At 74.5% G+C, this 18,833-nt stretch carries 19 protein-coding genes and 1 pseudogene; 14 read left to right on the forward strand and 6 right to left on the reverse strand.

Annotated features, from left to right (window positions below):
- The first annotated feature begins 61 nt into the window (after window positions 1-61).
- The 3 genes from AMK13_RS14020 to AMK13_RS14030 all read left to right on the forward strand — a co-directional run bounded on the left by AMK13_RS14020 (window position 62) and on the right by AMK13_RS14030 (window position 4,043).
- A complete protein-coding gene (locus AMK13_RS14020; protein WP_158077699.1) occupies window positions 62-1,573 on the forward strand; it encodes an outer membrane protein assembly factor BamB family protein in 1,512 nt (503 codons plus the stop codon).
- A gap of 85 nt (window positions 1,574-1,658) precedes the next feature.
- A complete protein-coding gene (locus tag AMK13_RS14025) occupies window positions 1,659-2,468 on the forward strand; it encodes an alpha/beta fold hydrolase (RefSeq protein WP_049654204.1) in 810 nt (269 codons plus the stop codon).
- A gap of 171 nt (window positions 2,469-2,639) precedes the next feature.
- Window positions 2,640-4,043 (forward strand): alpha/beta hydrolase, encoded by a 1,404-nt coding sequence (locus AMK13_RS14030; protein WP_107418734.1) that lies wholly within the window; start codon window positions 2,640-2,642, stop codon window positions 4,041-4,043.
- Window positions 4,044-4,131: 88 nt separating this feature from the next.
- Here AMK13_RS14030 and AMK13_RS14035 read toward each other — a convergent pair whose 3' ends face one another.
- Window positions 4,132-4,698, reverse strand: a complete 567-nt coding sequence (locus AMK13_RS14035; protein WP_074002410.1) for a hypothetical protein — start codon at window positions 4,696-4,698, stop codon at window positions 4,132-4,134.
- A complete protein-coding gene (locus tag AMK13_RS14040; RefSeq protein WP_074002411.1) occupies window positions 4,686-5,828 on the reverse strand; it encodes a serine hydrolase domain-containing protein in 1,143 nt (380 codons plus the stop codon). Before AMK13_RS14040 ends, AMK13_RS14035 begins: the two co-directional genes overlap by 13 nt.
- Before the next feature lies 1 nt (window position 5,829).
- Here AMK13_RS14040 and AMK13_RS46410 point away from each other — a divergent pair, with 1 nt between their 5' ends.
- Window positions 5,830-6,087: a DUF3885 domain-containing protein gene (locus AMK13_RS46410; RefSeq protein WP_443333951.1), complete on the forward strand. Its 258-nt coding sequence runs from the start codon at window positions 5,830-5,832 to the stop codon at window positions 6,085-6,087.
- Between the two features lie 119 nt (window positions 6,088-6,206).
- A pseudogene (locus AMK13_RS14050) lies at window positions 6,207-6,917 on the forward strand (vWA domain-containing protein); the annotation flags it as partial.
- 192 nt (window positions 6,918-7,109) lie between these two features.
- On the opposite strand, the gene AMK13_RS14055 reads toward AMK13_RS14050, so the two are convergent.
- Genes AMK13_RS14055 through AMK13_RS14065 form a run of 3 tightly spaced genes read right to left on the reverse strand, consistent with a single transcriptional unit; the run spans window position 7,110 to window position 8,874 of the window.
- Window positions 7,110-7,499: a roadblock/LC7 domain-containing protein gene (locus tag AMK13_RS14055; RefSeq protein ID WP_074002412.1), complete on the reverse strand. Its 390-nt coding sequence runs from the start codon at window positions 7,497-7,499 to the stop codon at window positions 7,110-7,112.
- On the reverse strand, window positions 7,496-8,518 hold the full coding sequence (locus tag AMK13_RS14060) for a hypothetical protein (RefSeq protein WP_074002413.1): 1,023 nt from the start codon (window positions 8,516-8,518) through the stop codon (window positions 7,496-7,498). The genes AMK13_RS14055 and AMK13_RS14060 overlap by 4 nt, the downstream gene beginning before the upstream one ends.
- On the reverse strand, window positions 8,515-8,874 hold the full coding sequence (locus AMK13_RS14065; protein WP_049654212.1) for a hypothetical protein: 360 nt from the start codon (window positions 8,872-8,874) through the stop codon (window positions 8,515-8,517). Before AMK13_RS14065 ends, AMK13_RS14060 begins: the two co-directional genes overlap by 4 nt.
- Before the next feature lie 141 nt (window positions 8,875-9,015).
- Between AMK13_RS14065 and AMK13_RS14070 the strand changes: the two genes are divergently transcribed.
- The 4 genes from AMK13_RS14070 to AMK13_RS14085 all read left to right on the forward strand — a co-directional run bounded on the left by AMK13_RS14070 (window position 9,016) and on the right by AMK13_RS14085 (window position 13,628).
- Window positions 9,016-9,381 (forward strand): hypothetical protein, encoded by a 366-nt coding sequence (locus AMK13_RS14070; protein ID WP_074002414.1) that lies wholly within the window; start codon window positions 9,016-9,018, stop codon window positions 9,379-9,381.
- A 370-nt stretch (window positions 9,382-9,751) separates the two neighbouring features.
- Complete coding sequence (zapE, locus tag AMK13_RS14075; protein WP_241852871.1) at window positions 9,752-10,828, forward strand: cell division protein ZapE; 1,077 nt, start codon at window positions 9,752-9,754, stop codon at window positions 10,826-10,828.
- 483 nt (window positions 10,829-11,311) lie between these two features.
- Window positions 11,312-12,043: a hypothetical protein gene (locus AMK13_RS14080; RefSeq protein WP_079272103.1), complete on the forward strand. Its 732-nt coding sequence runs from the start codon at window positions 11,312-11,314 to the stop codon at window positions 12,041-12,043.
- Window positions 12,044-12,251: 208 nt separating this feature from the next.
- Window positions 12,252-13,628, forward strand: coding sequence for a pyridoxal-phosphate dependent enzyme (locus tag AMK13_RS14085; RefSeq protein ID WP_074002415.1), 1,377 nt, complete (start codon window positions 12,252-12,254; stop codon window positions 13,626-13,628).
- Here the strand turns inward: AMK13_RS14085 and AMK13_RS14090 are convergent.
- Window positions 13,625-14,410 carry a TetR/AcrR family transcriptional regulator gene (locus AMK13_RS14090; RefSeq protein ID WP_241852872.1) on the reverse strand — a complete coding sequence of 262 codons (786 nt, stop codon included), beginning with the start codon at window positions 14,408-14,410 and terminating at the stop codon, window positions 13,625-13,627. The two genes, AMK13_RS14085 and AMK13_RS14090, sit on opposite strands and share 4 nt — an antisense overlap.
- 114 nt (window positions 14,411-14,524) lie before the next feature.
- Between AMK13_RS14090 and AMK13_RS14095 the strand changes: the two genes are divergently transcribed.
- The 5 genes from AMK13_RS14095 (at window position 14,525) to AMK13_RS14115 (ending at window position 18,795) form a co-directional block, all read left to right on the forward strand.
- On the forward strand, window positions 14,525-15,511 hold the full coding sequence (locus AMK13_RS14095) for an ATP-binding cassette domain-containing protein (protein ID WP_079272105.1): 987 nt from the start codon (window positions 14,525-14,527) through the stop codon (window positions 15,509-15,511).
- Window positions 15,511-16,350: an ABC transporter permease gene (locus AMK13_RS14100; RefSeq protein WP_079272106.1), complete on the forward strand. Its 840-nt coding sequence runs from the start codon at window positions 15,511-15,513 to the stop codon at window positions 16,348-16,350. Before AMK13_RS14095 ends, AMK13_RS14100 begins: the two co-directional genes overlap by 1 nt.
- A gap of 70 nt (window positions 16,351-16,420) precedes the next feature.
- Window positions 16,421-17,407 carry an aldo/keto reductase gene (locus AMK13_RS14105; protein ID WP_074002416.1) on the forward strand — a complete coding sequence of 329 codons (987 nt, stop codon included), beginning with the start codon at window positions 16,421-16,423 and terminating at the stop codon, window positions 17,405-17,407.
- 113 nt (window positions 17,408-17,520) lie between these two features.
- Window positions 17,521-18,162, forward strand: a complete 642-nt coding sequence (locus tag AMK13_RS45865; protein WP_074002417.1) for a TetR/AcrR family transcriptional regulator — start codon at window positions 17,521-17,523, stop codon at window positions 18,160-18,162.
- Between the two features lie 87 nt (window positions 18,163-18,249).
- The gene (locus tag AMK13_RS14115) at window positions 18,250-18,795 is read left to right on the forward strand and encodes a DUF4188 domain-containing protein (RefSeq protein WP_107418735.1); all 546 of its coding nucleotides are present in this window, start codon (window positions 18,250-18,252) and stop codon (window positions 18,793-18,795) included.
- Window positions 18,796-18,833 lie beyond the last annotated feature (38 nt).

An 18,833-nucleotide genomic window follows, 5' to 3' on the forward strand; every position in this document is an offset into this window, starting at 1 on the left:
CGACGATCCGATGATCGTCGCCCCGACGCGGTGGGCGGCGCGTCGCAGGGGAGAGACCGGCATGGCCGTTCGGCCCGAGGACAGTGTCGTCCGGGCGAAGTGGGGAGTGTGGTCCGCCTGGGACCGGGAGACCTGGATGGTGGTCTCCGGCGGGGTGCTGGGGGCGCTGTTCGCGAGCATGGGGCTGGCGGTGCTGTTCGGCCCGGCGAACGGGTTCGGCGGCGACAGCCTCGCGTACATGGGGATCATCAGCATCCTGGGGCTGATGCCCTGCGGTGCGGGCTTCGTCTGGGCGCTGATCCACCCGAGGGCCGGGTTCCCGTCGGCCGCCGTCGGGGCGGTACTGGGGCTCGGGATCTTCGTCGGCTTCGCCGGGGACGGCCTCAACGACTCCTGGAAGGCGCCGCTGGACCGGCCGTCGACGATCCGCGCGGTGGGCAGCTGGACCAGCGGGGACCTGGTGGTCCGGGCCCGGCCGGACCTGGTGGTGGCGTACCGCCGGACGACCGGGGCCGTCGCCTGGCACTGGGCCCCGCCCGGGGAGGACACGGTGTGCGCGATGAGCCGGACGACCGGGCCTGACGGCACGGGCCGCGGCGGCGCCCTCGGCCTGATCGGCCACGCGCCGCACGACAAGCCGTGCTCCGCCGTCACCGCGCTCGACCTCTCCGACGGCAGGGAGGGCTGGACCGCCGCCGTGGACGCGCCCGCCCGGGACGGGGACGACGCGACTCCGGACGTGGTCGCGGTGGCCGGGCAGCAGGCCCTCCTCCAGGAGAAGGCCGGCTGGCGCGCCGTACGGCTGGCCGACGGCCGGGATGTCTGGCGCGGCACGGCCGACCCGGGCTGCACCCCGCTGCAGGTCGCGGGCGGGCCCGGGGACGCCGTCACGGTCGCGCAGTGCGGCGCCGCGCCGCCCGTGCTGCGCTCGCTGGCCCCGGCGGACGGCCGGGAGCAGCAGCGGATCGCGCTGCCCGCGGCGGGCGGGCTGAAGAACCTCGCGGTGGTCTCGGTCGACCCGCTCGCGGTGTGGGTGGACGCCCAGGCCGAGCGCGGCACCCACGCGGTGCTCAGCTACGACCGGACCGGCCGGCAGCGGGCGGTGATACCGGTCGCCGGGGACGAGTACGACCTGGACGTGATGCTGGGCGGGCTGCACGCCTTCGACGAGTTCAGCGCCCGGCCGCTGTTCGGCGGGGTGGTGGTCGGGGACCTGTTCGTCGTACCGGGGGAGAAGCCCGGCGACATCGGCATCAGCGGCGGCAAGCACCCGAGCCGCACCGCCACCGGCCGGCTGCTGGCGTACTCGCTGACGGACGGCGGCAAGCGGTGGACGGCGGGGCTGGACGACCAGGTGACCGGCCTGGTGGTGGACGGCGGCTCGGTGTGGGCGATGACCCGGGGCCGGGTGACCAGGGTGGAGGCGGCGACCGGGCGGCAGAGCGCCGTGCTGGACGTCAACGACACCGCGTCGCTCTATCCGGTGGACCTGTCGGTGTCGGACGCGGAGCGGTTCACGGTGGTCGCGGAGGACGGGACGCGGGACGAGCCGCCGGTGCGGGCGATGAGCTGACGGGGTCCGCCGCCGACGGACCTGACCCTTTCGGGTGGTTGTGTCAGTCTGGTGGGGGAGCACCGCCGAGACCGGGAGACTCGTGATGGCCGAGATCAGGGTGAACGGGGTGGCGCTGCACTACGAGGCCCGTGGCGAGGGCCCCGGCGTCGTCCTGGTGCACGGTTCCTGGAGCGACGCGGACTCCTGGGCGCGGGTGCTGCCCGGCCTGGCGGAGTCCACCACCGCGGTCGCCTACGACCGCCGGGGGCACAGCCGCAGCGAGGACCCGCTCACCCAGGGTTCGGTGCACGAGGACGCGGCCGACCTGGCCGGGCTGATCCACGAGCTGGGCCTCGCGCCCGCCTTCGCCTACGGCGACTCCTACGGCGCCCTGGTCGTCCTCCGGCTCGCCGCCGCCCGGCCCGACCTGCTGCGCGGGATCGCCGTGCACGAGCCGCCGGGCACCGGCATCCTGCTCGCCGACCCGGACCTGCGACCGCTCGGCACCGGCTTCGCCGACCGGATCGCCGCCGTCCGGGAGCTGCTGGAACAGGCCGAGTCGGCGGCCGCCGCCGAACTGTACGTGGACAGCCTCGCCTTCGGCCCCGGCGCCTGGGAGCAGCTGCCCGCGCCGGTCCGGCACAGCTACATCCGCAACGCGCCCACCTACCTGGACGAGCTGCGCGACCCGGACGCGCTCGACCTCGACCTCATCGGGCTCGCCCGCTTCGGCGAGCCCGCGCTGCTCACCCAGAGCGACGAGAGCGCGCCGATGTTCGGCGAGGTGCTGGACCTCATCGACCTCACCCTGCCCAAGGCGGAACGCCACCTGTACGGCGGCGCCGGGCACGCCCCGCACCTGTCGCAGCCGGAGGAGTGGGTGCGGGTGGTGCTGCCGCGGGCGCTGCTCTGAGACTGCCGCGGTTTCCGCGATTGATGTGACGGTCCGTCACCGTCGCTGGCTCCGTCGGGGATTCGCCCCTGGTCGAATCCCCGGATAACCGCTCGCCTTCGCCGTCGTCCCGGGCGCAGGCTACTTCCGTGCCCGCGTCAGTACGGACGCGGTGCGAGCGGAAGGACTCACATGACGAGCACGCGCGGCCGCATCGCCGCCCTGCTGGGCGCCGTCGCGGTGGTCGCCGGCACCACGCTGGCCACTCCCGCGGCCGCCACGGCCGCCACGGCCGACACACCCGCCACGGCCAGGCCAGGCGGCGGGATCACCGGGCAGGCGCCCTGCCCGGACGCGCCCGAGTTCACCTGCGGGACCCTCACCGTCCCGCTCGACCACAGCGGCGCCGTCCCCGGCACCCTCGACCTCGCGGTGGCCGTCGCCGGGAACACCAAGGCCCCCAAGGGCGACCTGCTGTTCCTCACCGGCGGCCCCGGCCAGCCCGGCGTCCCGCTGATGAAGCGGATCGCCGGCAAGATGGCGCCCGTCCTCAAGGACTACCGCCTGGTGATGTACGACCAGCGCGGCACCGGCGCCCGTGCGCTCCAGTGCCCGGGCCTCCAGGAGGACATGGGTTCCTCCGACCTCGCTGTGCCGCGCAGGCAGTCGATCGCCGACTGCGCCGCCACCCTGGGCCCCAACGCCCGTTTCTACAGCACCGCGGACACCGTCGCCGACATCGACCGGCTGCGCGGTGCCCTCGGCGACCGGCGGCTGACCCTCGACGGCGTCTCGTACGGCACCCTCGTCGCCGAGCGGTACGCGCTCGCCCACCCGGCGCACGTGGCCCGGCTGGTGCTCGACTCGGTGGTGCCGCAGCAGGGCTACGACCCGCTCGACCTGGCCGCCCTGCCGGCCAGTGCCCGGGTGCTGCGGGCCGCCTGCCAGGCCACCGGCTGCACCACCGACCCGGCCGCCGACCTCGCCGCCACCGTCCGACGGTACGGCAACGGGGCGCAGGTCCTGGACGCCCTCACCAGCTACGAGTTCACCGACCCGAACTACGGCGGGGTCCCGGAGGCGCTGCACGAGGCCGCCGCCGGCCAGCCGGAGAAGCTCCAGGCCTTCATCGAGACCGTCCACCGGGACGACGCGGCCCCGGCCGAGGCGCTCAGCCAGGGCCTGCACGCCGCCACCGTCTGCGCGGACTCGCGCTTCCCGTGGGGCAGCACGGACACCCCGGTCGCGGGCCGGGCGGCCGCGCTGGAGCGCACCCGGCAGCGGCTGACCGCCGAGCAGACCTGGCCGTACGACGCGGCGACCGCGACCGGGCTCGGCAGCCAGCTGGTCTGCCTGGACTGGCCGCGCGAGCAGGTGCCGCCGATCCCGCCGGCGCACCGCAGGCTGCCGAACGTGCCGGTGCTGCTGCTCGGCGGCGACCGGGACCTGTCCACGCCGAACGAGTGGCTGTACCAGCAGGCGGAGCTGGCGCACGACCCGCAGGTCGTGATCGTCCCGGGTGCGGCGCACTCGGTGCAGACCCGGGCGGCCGACCCGGCCGGGCGGCAGGCGGTGTACGACTTCCTGCTCAAGTAGCGGGGGCCGTCGGCGGGTTGCGTCCGACGGTGGACCGCCGCCGGCGGTGGGCCGTTCCGAGCAGGGGACGGAACGGCCCACCGCCGCGCTACGGCCCGGCCGCGCCCCAGCCGTCGTCGGGCAGGGAGCGGTCGGGCTCGGGGCAGTCGAGGTGTTCGTAGCCCCACAGCAACGCCTTGTGCAGCGCCCACGCCTCCAGCGGCGGCCCGTCCTGGGACGCCCGGTTCGTCAGGACCAGCTCCACCCGGACCTCCTCGGCCGGCGAGAACAAAAGGTTCCGCTGGTCCGGGAGGTTCTCGTACGTCACCGTCTGCCAGCTGTGGCCGGTGGCGGTCAGCGCCGCCATCAGGTCGGCCTCGGAGACGTGGGTGTCGAGCGTCGCCGAACCGCCGCCCGGCTGCGGGAGGTCGAGCTCGCCCTGCCAGACCGGCAGGGAGAGCGAGTGGAGCCGGCGGCAGCGGCAGAACACCGTCCGCACGTCGCCCCAGCAGAAGGCGTGCGGCCACCGGTCGCCCCGGTGGATGCCGCCGCCGTCCCACGGATCGCCGTAGTGGACGGCGAGTTCGGGCAGCGAGGCGCCGTAGCGCAGCTCGCCGAGGCCGCCGGTGGTGGCCAGGACGGTGACGAGCGGGAGGAAGCCGGTCAGCCCAGGCACTCGCGCACCGCCTCGATCAGGCGGTTCGCCCGGGCGTCGCCGTGGCCGATCATCCGGTTGGCGACATAGGCGAAGCCGACGCCGAACTCGTCGTCCCCGAAGGCGAACTGGCCGCCGGCGCCGTCGTTGCCGAAGCTGCGCGCGCCGAGCAGCGGGCGGAAGGCCGGGGAGTCGAGCAGCAGCCCGGAGCCCCAGCGGGCGCCCATGTCGAAGCCCAGGAAGCCCGCCCCGGAGGAGACTTCGCGCACCGCGCCGGTCACCGTGTCGGGCGAGAGCAGGCGGGGCGCGCCGTCCAGTCCGGTGGCCGCCGCCGCGTAGAGGCCCGCCAGGCCGGTGGCGGAGGCGACGGCGCCCGCGCCGGGCAGCTCGATCGCGTGCAGCGCCGGGTCGTTCCAGCCGTGCGGCACATCCAGGCCGGGGAAGACCAGGGCGCCGTTCATGGTGACGATCCGGGTCAGCAGGTGCTCCGGGCCGGGCATCGGACGGCGGCCCTCGGCCTCCACCAGCCGGGCCAGGCGGGGGAGTTCGTTCTCCGGCAGGCCGATCCAGACCGGCAGGCCGAGCGGCTCGGCGATCTCCTTGCGCAGGAACGCGCCCGGGGTCAGCCCGGTGATCCGGCGGATCACCTCGCCGACCGCGAAGCCGAGCACATGGCCGTGGTACTCGTACGCGGTGCCCGGCTCCCAGAGCGGCTGCTGCGCCTCGATCGACCGGACCACCGGATCCCAGGCGGCGACCTCCTCGAAGGAGAGCACCGCGTCCAGGGCGGGGATGCCGGCCCGGTGGCCGAGGATCATCCGGGTGGTGACGTCCTGCTTGCCGTTGCGGGCGAACTCCGGCCAGTAGCGGGCGACCGGCGCGTCCAGGTCGAGCCGGCCCCGCTCGGCGAGCAGGTGGGCGCTGATGCTCACCGGGCCCTTGGCACAGGAGAAGACGGGCACGAGGGTGTCCTGCGCCCAGGCCCGCCCGGTGCGCTCGTCGGCCGTGCCGCCCCACAGCTCGACCACCTTCCGGCCCCCGGCGAACACCGTGACGGCGGCGCCCAGCTCGGGGAACCCGGCGAAGTTGGCGGCGAAGACGTCCGCGACGGCGCCGAAGCGCTCGTCGGCCCAGCCCTGGTGCTGCTGCATGATGTGGTGCCCCGTTCTGCCCAGTTCCGCCCTCAAGATCGACCGAACCACGCTACGGGAGCCCGGCGCCCCTGACGAGGGGATTTCACCAGGCCGGGACGGGTGGGACGGATGTGGCAGACTCGCCGGCCCCGGCCTGCGGCGGCTGTACCACCCGTACGACGGCGGGGCGGACGTCTACCTGGCGTCGACGGAGGAGCGGGACCGGCTGAAGGAGCGGCACGCCGGGTGGCTGTCGGGGCACCCGAACGGCCTGTGAGCGGCCGCGCCGGGCGGACGGCTTGCCCTCACCGCCGTCCGCCGCGCACAGTGTCCGGGGCGCGTTGACGATCACGCGCCCCGGCAGCCCGGCTGCCGCAGCGAGTGAGGGAGCGACACATGGCCGTCAGTCTGAGCAAGGTCGAGCAGAGCGCGCCCGCGCTGGTGAGCCTCTACAAGACGGCCGGCGCCTCGGTGGAGCGGCGCGGGCTGAACGGCCAGCGGGTGGCGGTGTACCTGGTGGTCGACTACTCCGGCTCGATGCGGCCCTACTACAAGGACGGCAGCGTCCAGGCGCTCGCGGACCGGGTCCTGGGGCTGTCGGCCCACCTGGACGACGACGGGACCGTGCCGGTCGTCTTCTTCTCCACCGAGGTCGACGCCCAGGCCGAGATCGCCCTGGAGGACCACGCGGGCTGGATCGACCGGATCGTCGCGGGCCTCGGCCACATGGGCAGGACCAGCTACCACCTGGCGATGGACGCGGTCATCCGGCACTACCGGGAGAGCGGAGCCACGGACCCGGCCTTCGTGCTGTTCCAGACGGACGGCGGCCCGATCAGCAAGCCCGCGGCGGAGAAGAAGCTCTGCGAGGCGGCGACGTTGCCGATCTTCTGGCAGTTCATCGGCTTCGGCGACCCGGACAGCCGGCAGTTCGACTTCCTGCGGAAGCTGGACGAACTGCCCGTCCCGGAGAAGCGGCCGATCGACAACGCCGGCTTCGTCCACCTGGGGCGCGACCCCCGGACGGTCTCCGACGACGAGCTGTACGACCTGCTGCTCACCGAGCTGCCGAGCTGGCTGGTGGCCGCCCGGGCCCAGGGCATCGTCCCGGACGGCCCGGCGCTGCGGGCGCCGGTCGGCGCCGCGGCCGAGGAGCGGCCGCAGCGCCGGGGCTTCTGGGCCACCCTGACCGAGGGACTGGGGAAGCGGGGCCGCCGCGGTCGGTAACCCGACGGCGTCGGGGCCAGGCGCTCTCTTCCGGATCACGCCGTGCGCCCGGCATGATCCGAACGAGAGGGCCTAGACCGCGGGGACCATCCCGAGCAGCTCGCTCAGGCGGCGGACCGTGGCGGGCGACTCGCGGTGCAGGCCGGCGATGTCGAGGCCCTCGTCTCCCAGAATCATCAGCAGCGCCTGCTCCCCGATCGCCAGCACCACGACGTAGCCGCTGGTGCAGCGGGTGACCACGTCGCGCAGGCCGCCCACGCCGACCTCGGCCGCGGTGCGCCGACCGAGGCCGAGCATGGCGGCGGACAGGGCGGCGGCCGACTCGGGGTGGACGGCGGCCGTGTCGGCGGCCACCAACAGGCCGTCGGTGGTGGAGATGACACTCTCCGAGATGCCCATGACCCGGTCGCGGAGGGACTTCAACTCGTCGACCAGCACGGCGGTCGGTGTCTGGCTGCTCATGGTGCGCTCTTCTCGCTCTGCTCGGTCGTCTCGGTACGCGCGGTGTGCTCGGCGCGGTGTGCGTTCGGTGGACCGTCGGAAGCGGCCGCCGCTCCCTCGGATCGGGCGGGCAGGCCGCCGGGGCCGCCCGGAGCACCCGCGCCGCGTCCGCTGCGGACGCGGCGCGGCAGCGGCCCGGTGTCGGCCGGCGGCGGTTCGCTCGTCGGCGTGCGCGGGGCCACGCTCGGTGCCAGGGGCCCCGGGTGAGCCGGCTCCCGGTGGAGCAGGTGCCGGGCGTCCATCCGTACGACGTCGAGGAGCACGGCGAACACACCGCGTCCCAGGGCGAAGCCGAGGTCGCGCGCGGTGCGGCGGCCGGTGGCGGCGGCCAGGATCTCCCGGTAGCGGACCGGGATCCGCAGCGCGCCGGACTCGGCCCCGGCGGCAGGACGGATCCGGAGGCGGGCCAGTTCGCCGGGCGGTCCCCAGAGGCGGGTCAGCAGGGCCGTCCGCCGGGCGGTCTCCTCGAAGAGCCGCTCCGGCTCGATGCCCGGGCGCAGCGCGATCCTGGCAGGCGGCGCCGCCTCGGCCGTCTCCCAACTGCCGGGCGGGCTCAGCACCAGGGCGAAGGCCCCGTCGAAGGCGGCGGCGGCGCAGACGGCTTCGAGCTCGGCGGCGCCGATCGACCCCTGAGCCACCAGGGCCGCGCCGAGGTCGCCGCCCCAGGTCGGGGGAGCGTCGGTCGGTCGGCCGATGGACGCGGCCGTCTCGGCGGACGCCCACTCCTCCTCGCCGACGCGCCGGGACTTCAGCAGCAGGGTCGCGGCGGTCGGGGCCCCGGGGGTCTCGATCGCCGCGACCAGACCCTGCTCCAGGTGGATCGTGCCGCCCGGTGCGCTGGAGACGGTGACCGAGCCGGTGAACTCCGTCCGGCGCAGCGCGAGCAGCAGCGCGGGCACGTTGCGCGCGGTGGGTGGAGCCGGCGTCGTGGGAGTCGCGGGCACGGCGGGCGGCGCCGTGCCGTGGGACGGGTCGGTCATGCCAGCAAGTCCTGCGCGCGGTCGGCGGTCTGGCGGAGGGCCAGTGCCAGGTTGGTCCGTTCCCGGTCCAGCACGGTGGCCAGCAGCAGGGGGTCGCCCTTCCGGGACAGCACCTGGACGACCTGGTGATGGCGGGTGCTGGTGACCACCAGGCTCTCCAACTCGCTCTCCGCCCCTGCCTCGTACAGCCGCTCGCCGATCAGGTTGGTCAGCTCGGCGAGTTCGGCCCCGGTCCCGAGCAGCCGGTGGTCCCCGGCGGACTGGTAGCTGAGACCCGTGACGGCGTCGACGAGCGCGGCACCGACCACTCCGGGGGAGCCGAGCACATCGGAGAGGGAAGCGTCGAGTGCGCGCACCAGTACCCCTTCACGTTCTGAACCCCGGCAGCGTACTTTATTCCATCATTTTCACGAGGCGACCACAACCGGCGGCTTCTTGCTATTTTGTTCCCGCACACGGGAGTTCTGCCCGGAAGTCACGCAAAGGACGAACAGCGCATGAACATTGACGAGGCACTCAAGGACGCGATGGCCATCGAGGGGGCCATCGGAGTGGCCGTGGCCGACCACGAGAGCGGTATGTCACTCGGGTTCCTCGGCGGGGGGCAGCAGCTCGACCTGGAGATTGCGGCCGCGGCCAACACCGAGGTCGTTCGTGCGAAGATACGCGCCCTGGCCGCGCTGTCGATCGATGATGTCATCGAGGACGTCCTGATCACCCTCGGCACCCAGTACCACCTGATCCGCCCGCTGACCCGCGGTCACGGCTCGCTCTTCCTCTACATGGCGCTGGACCGCTCGCGGGCCAACCTCGCGCTCGCCCGGCACGGTCTCAAGCGCATCGAGGCCGCTCTCGACATCTAGCGGGGCCGGGCCGGCCGCCCGGGTGTCCTCGCCCCGTCCGGACGCCCTGCCCGGATGCCCTGCCCGAAGGCCCGCGCGGGCCGCGTTTCGCGCGCGGAATTCCGGACGGAGCGAATGCGCGGCGTGACGAGGCAGCTACGGAGATCCGCCCGCGGGAATCGGGCCGCGAATATCGCGGGTATGCGCCCGGCACGGAAATGCGTGACTTTCCGATGACTGGGCGTCATATTCGCCCCGGCCGTTCCGGCCGGCGGTGGAGCGCCGGAATACCGTGGTCGAACCGCCGGAGCGCCGGTGTTTCGGCGGTGCCACGGACCGGGCAACTCCCGGTGATCCCGACGGTTCTGACGCCCTGCTATGGTCCGGATCCGTGACGGACGGGGTGCGGAACCAGTACGAGGCGATGCGCGGGCACTTCCACCGGGCCGCGGGGCAGCAGGGATTCACGCTCGACCCCGCCCAGGAGCTCCCGGTCGAACGACTCAGTCGGCTGGCCGGCGAGCTGGCCCACCCGGCCTGGCGGCTGCGCCGCAGTCCGCGGCACCTCTACCTCTGGGGCCCGGTCGGCCGCGGCAAGAGCTGGCTGGTGGACACCTTCCTCGACGGGCTGCCGACCCCGCGCAAGCGGCGGCTGCACTTCCACGACTTCTTCCGCCGACTGCACGAGGGTGTCGCCCACCACTCCGAGAGCCGGAGCGCGGACGGCGCGGCGGTGGACCGGGCCGTGGACGAGCTGCTCGGCAACTGCCGGATCCTCGTCTTCGACGAGTTCCACGCCCACGACGCGGGTGACGCGATGCTGGTCGCCCGTCTCCTCCGCACCCTGCTGGACCGGCGGATCACCCTTGTCACCACGTCCAACTACCCGCCCGCCGGGCTGATGCCCGACCCGCTGTACCACCACCTCTTCGAGCCGACGATCAGGCTGATCGAGGAGCGGATGGACGTGCTCGACGTCTCCGGGCCGGTCGACTTCCGGCGGCAGCCCCGGTCGGAGCGCGCTCACGGGTTCGACCTCGGCGCCCGTCTCCGCCCCGGCGACGAGCCCTCGGCCGGTCTCACCCCGCCCCGGCCCGAGGAAGCGGGTCCGGTGGTCGCCCACCGCCGTGAGCTGTCGGCCCGGGCGGTCCGCGAGGACCACGTGTGGTTCGGCTTCCAGGAGCTGTGCGAGGGCCTCACCTCCGTCGCGGACTACCTCGCACTCGTCGACCGCTTCCCCACCGTCGTCCTCGACGGCGTCCCACCGCTCGCCGAGGCGTCCCCCGACGGCCGTCGGCGCTTCGCCAACCTGGTCGACGTCTGCTGTGACCGCGACGTCCGCCTGGTCCTGATCGGCGCCGATCCGCTCGCCGGCCTCGCCACCGGCTCCACCCTCATGCGCGACCTCGACCGCACCGCCAGTCGCCTCGCCCTCCTCCGCCCGCCGGTTCGGGAGGCCGCCGGCTGAGCGCCCGCCGGGCGACCGGCGGGAACGGAGAAGTCCTGCCGGAGTGCCAGGACTTGCCCGGTCGATCGCGCCGGCCCTGGAGGGGGGTTGCTCGCCCGGCGCCTTGGCGAACCGGCGTGCCAGGCCGGGTCGGAGTCCGGTAGCGTGCGCGAAGGAGTGCCGGGAAGCCTGGTCGGCGATCGAGGGACAGCTGTGTCCGCGAGCCGGTCCGGGGGTGGTGTGCGTGGCGCTCGACGGGAGGTCCGCCGGCGCGCCGCCGGCCCGGCCGCGGCTGGGTACCCGCCGCTCCTCGCGCGGACCCGCTCAGGCCGTACGCACCGCTCATGGGGCTTCGGCGAGCTCCGGACAGACTCCGAGAACCGCGACACCGTCCGGCGTTCCGGCCGCCCGGTACCGTCCGACCCCGGAAGGGGCGGGGCGGCACGCCCCGGCGACGGCGACCCGGGGGTTCCGGCCGCGCATCGGACCGGGGGGAGAACCGTCATGACCCACCGTCCCTCACCATGGACCCGCACCGGCGGCGCGCTGCTCGCCGTCGCGGCGCTGGCCCCGGCGGCGGCCGCCTGGTACGTGTTCACCGTCGTGCTGCCGGACGACGCCGAGCGGTACCGCTCGTACACGGCCGCCGTGGCCTGCCCGGCCGGGAGCCCGGGCGCGGGGGTCGAGGAGTGCGTGCGCACCGTGCCGTTCACCGTCAGCGGCACGGTCGTCCGGAACGCGGGCAAGAGCTCCGAGTTCCGGGCGACGCTGGACGGCGCGCCGTTCTGGACCGGCGAGGTGGGGTTCGCCGACGGCGGGCCGTTGCTGGACGGACTGAAGCCCGGAGACCGGGTGGACGGCACGGTGTGGCGCGGCCGGGTGATGCGCCTGGAGCGGGCCGGTGTCGCGCAGGCCTCGTACGACGAGCCCCGCGACGAGGGGCAGTTCACCGCCGGGGTGGGCACGTTCGCCGCGCTGCTGGCGGTGCTCGCCGCCGTCCTGGGCGCGCTGCGGTTCACCGGCCGCCCCGGCGACGTCACCCTCGACCTCGCCCGGTCGCTCGTCCTGTGGACGCTGCTCGCCTGCGGAGTGCCCGCGGTGCTCGCGTCCGTGACCGGCCTGCCGTGGTGGACGGTGCCGGCCGCGGCAGTCCCGGCGGCGCTGCTCGCGGCGGAGGCGGTGCGGCGCCGGAACCGGGGGAGGACCCCGGGGGGACCCCGCCGGCTGCCCGCTTGATCGACGCCCGTCCCCGCTTGCGCTCGCCCGTCCCCGCGTGCGCTCGCCCGTCCCCGCGTGCGCTCGCCCGTCCCTGCTCGCACCGGCCCGTACCCGATCCCGGCCGTCGGACAATGTTTCGGCCGGATGAGGAACGGTGTCGCTACCGTCTACCGAGCCCGTGGCCTGGGCAGGCTCGGGCTGACAGTGCTAGCGAAAGGGGCCGACGATGGCCGCAGTTCACGAATCCGTCCTCGACGCGATCGGCGGGACGCCGCTGATCCGGCTGGCCCGGCTCGGCGCCGGGATCGCCGCGCCGATCTACGCCAAGGCCGAGTTCCTCAACATCGGTGGCAGCGTCAAGGACCGCGCCGCGCTCTCGATGGTGCTGGCCGCCGAGCGGGACGGCCTGCTGAAGCCGGGCGGGACGATCATCGAGGCGACCTCCGGGAACACCGGCATCGGCCTGGCGATCGTCGGGCGGCAGCGCGGGTACCGGGTGATCGCCGGGGTGGCCGACAAGTCGTCGGCCGAGAAGTCCGACATCCTGCGGGCGTACGGGGCGGAGGTCGTCCTCGCGCCGACCGCCGTGCCGGCCGAGGACCCGAGGCACCTGTTCAACGTCGTGCAGCGGCTGGCCGAGGAGATCCCCGGCGCCTGGCTCGCCAACCAGTACGACAACCTGGCCAATCCGGACGCCCACATCCGGACCACCGGCCCCGAGATCTGGGAGCAGACCGGCGGCCGGGTGACCCACTTCGTCGCCGGCGTCGGTACCGGCGGCACCATCACCGGCACCGGAGGCTTCCTCAAGGAGACCTCCGGCGGCGCCGTGACCGTGGTCGGCGCGGACCCGGAGTCCTCCACGTACGGGGGCGGCGACGGCAGCCCGTGGTACGTCGAGAGCATCGGGCACTACCTCCACCCCGACACCGTCGAGGACCGCATGCCGCAGGCCCTGCGTACGGAGCTGATCGACTCCTACGAGCGGATCCCGGACCGCGAGGCGCTGCTGGCCGCCCGTCGCCTCTCCCGCGAGGAGGGCCTGCTGGCCGGCCCGTCCTCCGGCGCGGCGGTGGCGGCGGCGCTGCGGGTGGCGCGCCGGCTCGGGCCGGACGACCTGGTCGTGGTGGTGCTGCCGGACTCGGGGCGCTCCTACCTGTCCAAGGTGCACAGCGACGCGTGGATGCGGGAGTGGGGCTTCCTGGAGGAGGCGGCGGACGGCCTGCGGCCGCTGCTCGACGCCGCCGCGCCGCTGGTGACGGTGGCCGCCGGCGCGACCGTGGGCGAGGCGCTGGAGGCGCTGGGCGATGCGCCGGGCGGCGTGGCCCCGGCGGTGCTGGCGCGGGCGGCGCGCCCGTACGGGGTGGCCGCGACGGAGGTGGTCGGCTCGGTGTCCCGGGCCGCGCTGGCGGCGGCGCTCGCGGACGGCGCCGCCAAGCCGGGCGACCCGCTGGGCGGGCTGATCGGGCCGGCGCTGCCGACGGTCGGCGTCGGGCAGTCGGCGGCCGACGCGCGGACGGTGCTCGGGAAGACGCACCGGGCGGTCATGGTCCTGGTGGACGGTCGGGTGGCCGGGGTGCTGCCGAGGGAGGCGGTGGCCTAACCCCCTTCGACTTTCTCCTGGGCGCCTCCTTCGGCGGGCGCCAGGATCGCCGAGATCACCCGGTCCAGGGTGCGGTCGAAGGCCCGGTCCGGGTCGGCGGGCGGGCCGGTGGTGGCGAACGCCTGGGCCAGGTGCGGGAATTCGCCGCTCGCCGCCGCCTGGCCGAGGTAACCGACCAGCTCCGCCTGCCACTTGGCGCCCGCCGCGGCCGTCTGCTCGTACTGGGCGAACTGGCCGACGAAGCCGTTGAACAGCGCCATCGCCTCCATCCGGGCGCCCCCGCCGAGGCCGGTGGGGGCGGTGACGGCGAGGAAGTGGTCGGTGTAGCGCAGGGCGTTGGGGCCGATGCTGGGGCGGACCAGCACCAGTGCGGGCAGCCAGGGGTGGCGGCGGGAGAGGCCGAGCTGCTGGTGGGCCAGGTCGGCGAGGTCGGCCCGGACGTCGCCGCTCGGCGCGGGCGGGAAGCGGTACTCGCCGGCGACCGCGTCGAGCATCAGGTCGAGCAGGTGCTCCTTCTTCGGTACGTAGTTGTAGAGCGACATGGTGCCCGCGCCGAGCGCCGCCGCGACCCGGCGCATGGAGACCGCGTCCAGGCCCTCGGCGTCGGCGATCGCGATGGCCGCGGCGGCGATCGAGTCCCGGCTGTGGGCCGGGCGCGGGCCGCGGCCGGTGCGCTCGGGGCGCAGCCAGATCACTTCGGGGGCCTCGGGGGGCGTGGGCCTGTCGGGCTGTTCCGACTGTTCCGGCTGGTCGGGGCCGGTGGGGGACTTGCTGGACGGCACTGGAAGATCACCTCGCCCTCCCATCTTAGATACGTACGGCGTACGTAGTACGATGGCGCCCAAGCGCGCTTCTACGTACGCTGTACCTAGAGAAGGCCAGAGAAGGGCAGAGCCATGTCCGACACCGCCCGACCCGCCGCCGGCGCGGCGCCCGCCATCGAGATGACGGGCGTGCGGAAACGCTTCGGCGCCACCGAGGCCCTGCGCGGCCTCGACCTCACCGTCCCGGCCGGCACCGTCTGCGGCCTGCTCGGCCCCAACGGCGCCGGCAAGACCACCGCCGTCCGCGTCCTCGCCACCCTGGTCGCCCCCGACCGCGGCACCGCCCGGGTCGCCGGACACGACGTCGTCCGCGCCGCCGAGGACGTCCGGCGCGCCATCGGCCTCGCCGGGCAGCACGCCGCCGTCGACGAGGGCGTCACCGGCCGCGACAACCTCCGGCTGTTCGGCCGGCTGCACCACCTCGGCGCCCGCCGGGCCCGGGAGCGCGCCGACGAACTGCTCACCCGCTTCGACCTCACCGAGGCCGCCGACCGGCTCGTGCGCACCTACTCCGGCGGCATGCGCCGGCGCCTCGACCTCATCGCCAGCCTGGTCACCAGCCCGCCGGTGCTCTTCCTGGACGAGCCCACCACCGGGCTCGACCCGCGCAGCCGGCAGGCGATCTGGGACACCGTCAAGGAGCTGGCGGACGCCGGCGCCACCGTGCTGCTCACCACCCAGTACCTGGAGGAGGCCGACCGGCTCGCCGACGACATCGTGGTGATCGACCACGGCGCCGCCATCGCCACCGGCCCGCCGGACCGGCTCAAGGCCGCGATCGGCAGCCAGGTCTCCGTCACCCTGGCCGACCCCGGGCAGCTCGCCGCCACCGCCGTGGTGCTGTCCTCGATGACCGGCGGCGACGCGCGGGTGGACGTCGCCGAGCGGACCGTCACGGTGCTGACGACGCCCGGCGTGTCCGTCCTGCTGCCCTCACTGGTACGGGAGTTGGACGGCGCGGGGGTCGTCGCCGAGGATGTCGCGGTGCGGGCGCCCTCGCTGGACGACGTGTTCCTCGCGCTCACCCAGGAGTCCGCGGACGCCGGGAGGGCCGCCTGATGACCGCCGCCGCACTCGCGCCCCCGCGCCCGTCCGCCGTCCCGCGCCCGTCCACCGCCCGGCGGCTCGCCTCCGGCACCTGGACCTCGATGCTCCGCGTCCTGCTCAACTACCGCCACTCGCCGGGCCTGTTGGCCGCCTCGCTGGGCGTGCCGGTGGTGATGGTGGTGGTCTTCGGGTACGTCTTCGGCAGCGCCATGCAGGTCCCCGGGGGCGGCGGCTACCGGGAGTTCCTGATGCCCGGCCTGTTCGCCATGGTGGCCACCAACGGCGTCATGCCCACCATGGTCGGCGCCGCCCGCGACGTCGGGCGCGGGGTCACCGACCGGCTGCGCTCCATGCCCGTCTCCCGCACCGGACTGCTGCTCGGACAGGCCCTCGCCGACCTGCTGGTCAGCGTCGTCGTCCTGGCGCTGCTGGCGCTGGTCGGGCTCGCCACGGGCTGGCGCGTCCGGCACGGACTCGCCGACGCGGCAGGGGCGTTCGCGCTGCTGCTGCTCTTCCGCTTCGTGATGACCTGGGTCGGCACCGTGCTCGGCCTGACCATCGGCAAGGAGGAGGCGGCCGGCCAGCTGTCCGCCGCGGTCATCCCGTTGGCGATGGTCACCAACGCCTACGTGCCGACCGGCGGCATGCCCGGCTGGCTGCGGTTCCTCGCCGACTGGAACCCGGTCAGCTCCGTCGTCCAGGCCTGCCGGGAGCTGTTCGGCAACCCCTCGGCGGCCGGGTCCGCCTGGCCGACGCAGCACGCCGTGCTCGCCGCGCTGCTCTGGAGCGCCGTGCTGCTCGCGGGCTGCATGCCGCTCGCCGTACGGAAGTTCGCCACCCACGGGCGGTGATCCGCCAGCTTGCGGCACGCCCCCCTAATGTGCTGGACAGCGGGGCCGGTGTGGTCTTGGGTGGGGCGCCATGGAGTACACCCACCTCGGCCGCACCGGCCTGACCGTCTCCCGCCTCTGCCTCGGCACCATGAACTTCGGCCCCCACACCGAGGAGGCCGAGGCCCACCGCCTCATGGACGCCGCCCACGAGCACGGCATCAACTTCTTCGACACCGCCAACACGTACGGCCGCGACCGCGAGGGCCGGCTGCGCGGGCGTACCGAGGAGATCATCGGCCGCTGGTTCGCCAAGGGCGGCGGCCGCCGCGAGCGCACCGTCCTCGCCACCAAGGTCTACGGCGACATGGGGGACTGGCCCAACGAGAGCAGGCTCTCCGCGGTCGCCGTCCGCAAGGCGGTCGAGGCCAGCCTGCGCCGCCTCCAGACCGACCACATCGACCTCTACCAGATGCACCACATCGACCGGGCCACGCCCTGGGAGGAGATCTGGCAGGCGATGGAGGTCCTGGTCGCCCAGGGCAAGGTCGTCTACGTGGGCTCCAGCAACTTCGCCGGCTGGCACATCGCCCAGGCCCAGGAGACCGCCCGCGCCCGCCACTTCCTCGGCCTGGTCAGCGAGCAGTCCCTCTACAACCTGCTCGACCGGGCGGTCGAACTCGAGGTCGTCCCCGCCCTCCAGCACTACGGCCTCGGGCTGATCCCGTGGTCCCCGCTGCGCAGCGGCCTGCTCGGCGGCGTCCTGCGCAAGGAGCGCGAGGGCACCCAGGACCGCAGCGGCATGGCCCTCGCGAGCGAACTCCTCGCCAAGCACCGCGACCGCATCCAGGCCTACGAGGACCTCGCCGCCGAACTCGGCGCCGACCCCGCCGACCTCGCCCTCGCCTGGCTCCTCTCCCGCCCCGTCGTCACCGCCCCCATCATCGGCCCCCGCACCCGGGCCCACCTCGACGCCGCCGTCGGCGCGCTCGACCTCAAGCTCGACCAGAAGACCCTCGACCACCTCGACGAGCTCTTTCCGGGCCACCGCCCCGCCCCGGAGGACTACGCCTGGTAGCCCGCCCACATCATCGGTCCCCGTACCCCGGCCCCGGCCGGTGCCTCCGTCGCGCCCCCGGCGGCCGTGGAAGACGGCCTGGCCGGGGGCGCGGCTGTGGTAGCAAGGCAGGCATGAAGGAGCGGGAGCGGGAGCGGGCGCGGAAGCGGGGCGGGGGCCGGGGGGCGTACCACCACGGGGCGTTGCCGGAGGCGTTGGTGGCGGCGGCGTTCGAGGTGCTGGACGAGCAGGGGCAGGAGAAGGTCAGCGTGCGGGAGGTGGCGCGCCGGGCCGGGGTGTCGGCGGGGGCGCCGTTCCGTCACTTCGCCGACCGGCAGGCGCTGTTGACCGCGCTGGCGGACCGGGTTCTGGCGGACTTCGTGCGCTGGCAGGAGGCCCAGGTGGCGGCCGCCGGGCCGGACGGCAGGTCGGTGATGCGGGCGATCGGGCTGGGGGTCGTCCGGTACGTGCTGCGCCATCCGCGGCGGTTCGAGCTGGTGCGCTCGCGGGTATTCGCCGCCTCGCGGGATCCGGAGCTGAGCGAGCGGCTGGACGGCATCGACCGGGTGTTCACGGACCTGATCGTCGCGGACCAGGAGGCGGGCCTGCTGCGCCCCGGGGATCCGGCGCTGGTCGGGCTGGCCGGGCAGGCGCTGGTGTACGGGCTGGCGCAGATGATCCTGGACGGCTACCTGCCGGCCGCGGCGGCGGAGGAGCTGGCCTGCCAGGTGATGGACACCTTCGGCCAGGGGATCGCCAACCAGCCTTCGCCGTAACCGAATTGTGCGCTGGACGAGCCTTGACCGGGCCATTCCGCGCTGATGTAATCACCGATTACATCGGCACGGGCACGGGAGGCAGAGATGTCCTTGTTCGCCAAGCCGCAGCCGGGCTACACCACGGCCGCCGCCACCGGCGACACCGTGGTGCTGCTGATCGGCATGCGGATCAACCGCTTCTGGGCCGTGCACCACTGGGGCCCGGTGATGTTCTCGATGCTCCGGATGCTGTACGAGCTGGGCCGCGCCCCCGAGCGCGGCCTGCGCGGCCGCATCCTGCTGACCGCCTCGCCGCGCACCTACTACGTCGTCCAGTACTGGGAATCGAAGGAGAAGCTGTACGGCTACGCGAGCGCGCCGGACGGCTTCCACCACACCGTGTGGGGCATCGTCAACCGCAAGCTGCGGCAGGGGAAGACGCGCGGCCACGTCGGGCTCTGGCACGAGACGTACATCGTGCCGCAGGGCGGGTACGAGGCGATCTACTTCGACATGCCGCCGTTCGGCCTGGCCGGTGCCACCGGCTCGCTGCCGCTGGAGGCGCGCGGCCGGCGGGCGTCCCAGCGGCTGGCCTACCGGGAGCCGGAGTCCGGTGGGGTGGAGCCGGCCGAGGCCGGGCCCGGCGCCTGAGTACGGCCGCGCAGGGAGTGTCGTGAGCCGCCCGGCCG

Source organism: Streptomyces sp. CB02056 (assembly GCF_001905545.1).
Taxonomy (GTDB): domain Bacteria; phylum Actinomycetota; class Actinomycetes; order Streptomycetales; family Streptomycetaceae; genus Kitasatospora.

Coding starts and splice junctions, on each gene's coding strand:
- AMK13_RS46410 (WP_443333951.1), top strand. CDS start 5,830: ATGTGGTGCCCCGTTCTGCCCAGTTCCGCCCTCAAGATCGACCGAACC.
- AMK13_RS14070 (WP_074002414.1), top strand. CDS start 9,016: ATGAACATTGACGAGGCACTCAAGGACGCGATGGCCATCGAGGGGGCC.
- AMK13_RS14025 (WP_049654204.1), top strand. CDS start 1,659: ATGGCCGAGATCAGGGTGAACGGGGTGGCGCTGCACTACGAGGCCCGT.
- AMK13_RS14030 (WP_107418734.1), top strand. CDS start 2,640: ATGACGAGCACGCGCGGCCGCATCGCCGCCCTGCTGGGCGCCGTCGCG.
- AMK13_RS14100 (WP_079272106.1), top strand. CDS start 15,511: ATGACCGCCGCCGCACTCGCGCCCCCGCGCCCGTCCGCCGTCCCGCGC.
- AMK13_RS14040 (WP_074002411.1), bottom strand. CDS start 5,828: ATGCAGCAGCACCAGGGCTGGGCCGACGAGCGCTTCGGCGCCGTCGCG.
- AMK13_RS14080 (WP_079272103.1), top strand. CDS start 11,312: ATGACCCACCGTCCCTCACCATGGACCCGCACCGGCGGCGCGCTGCTC.
- AMK13_RS14060 (WP_074002413.1), bottom strand. CDS start 8,518: ATGACCGACCCGTCCCACGGCACGGCGCCGCCCGCCGTGCCCGCGACT.
- AMK13_RS14085 (WP_074002415.1), top strand. CDS start 12,252: ATGGCCGCAGTTCACGAATCCGTCCTCGACGCGATCGGCGGGACGCCG.
- AMK13_RS14115 (WP_107418735.1), top strand. CDS start 18,250: ATGTCCTTGTTCGCCAAGCCGCAGCCGGGCTACACCACGGCCGCCGCC.
- AMK13_RS14055 (WP_074002412.1), bottom strand. CDS start 7,499: ATGAGCAGCCAGACACCGACCGCCGTGCTGGTCGACGAGTTGAAGTCC.
- AMK13_RS14105 (WP_074002416.1), top strand. CDS start 16,421: ATGGAGTACACCCACCTCGGCCGCACCGGCCTGACCGTCTCCCGCCTC.
- AMK13_RS14095 (WP_079272105.1), top strand. CDS start 14,525: ATGTCCGACACCGCCCGACCCGCCGCCGGCGCGGCGCCCGCCATCGAG.
- AMK13_RS45865 (WP_074002417.1), top strand. CDS start 17,521: ATGAAGGAGCGGGAGCGGGAGCGGGCGCGGAAGCGGGGCGGGGGCCGG.
- AMK13_RS14020 (WP_158077699.1), top strand. CDS start 62: ATGGCCGTTCGGCCCGAGGACAGTGTCGTCCGGGCGAAGTGGGGAGTG.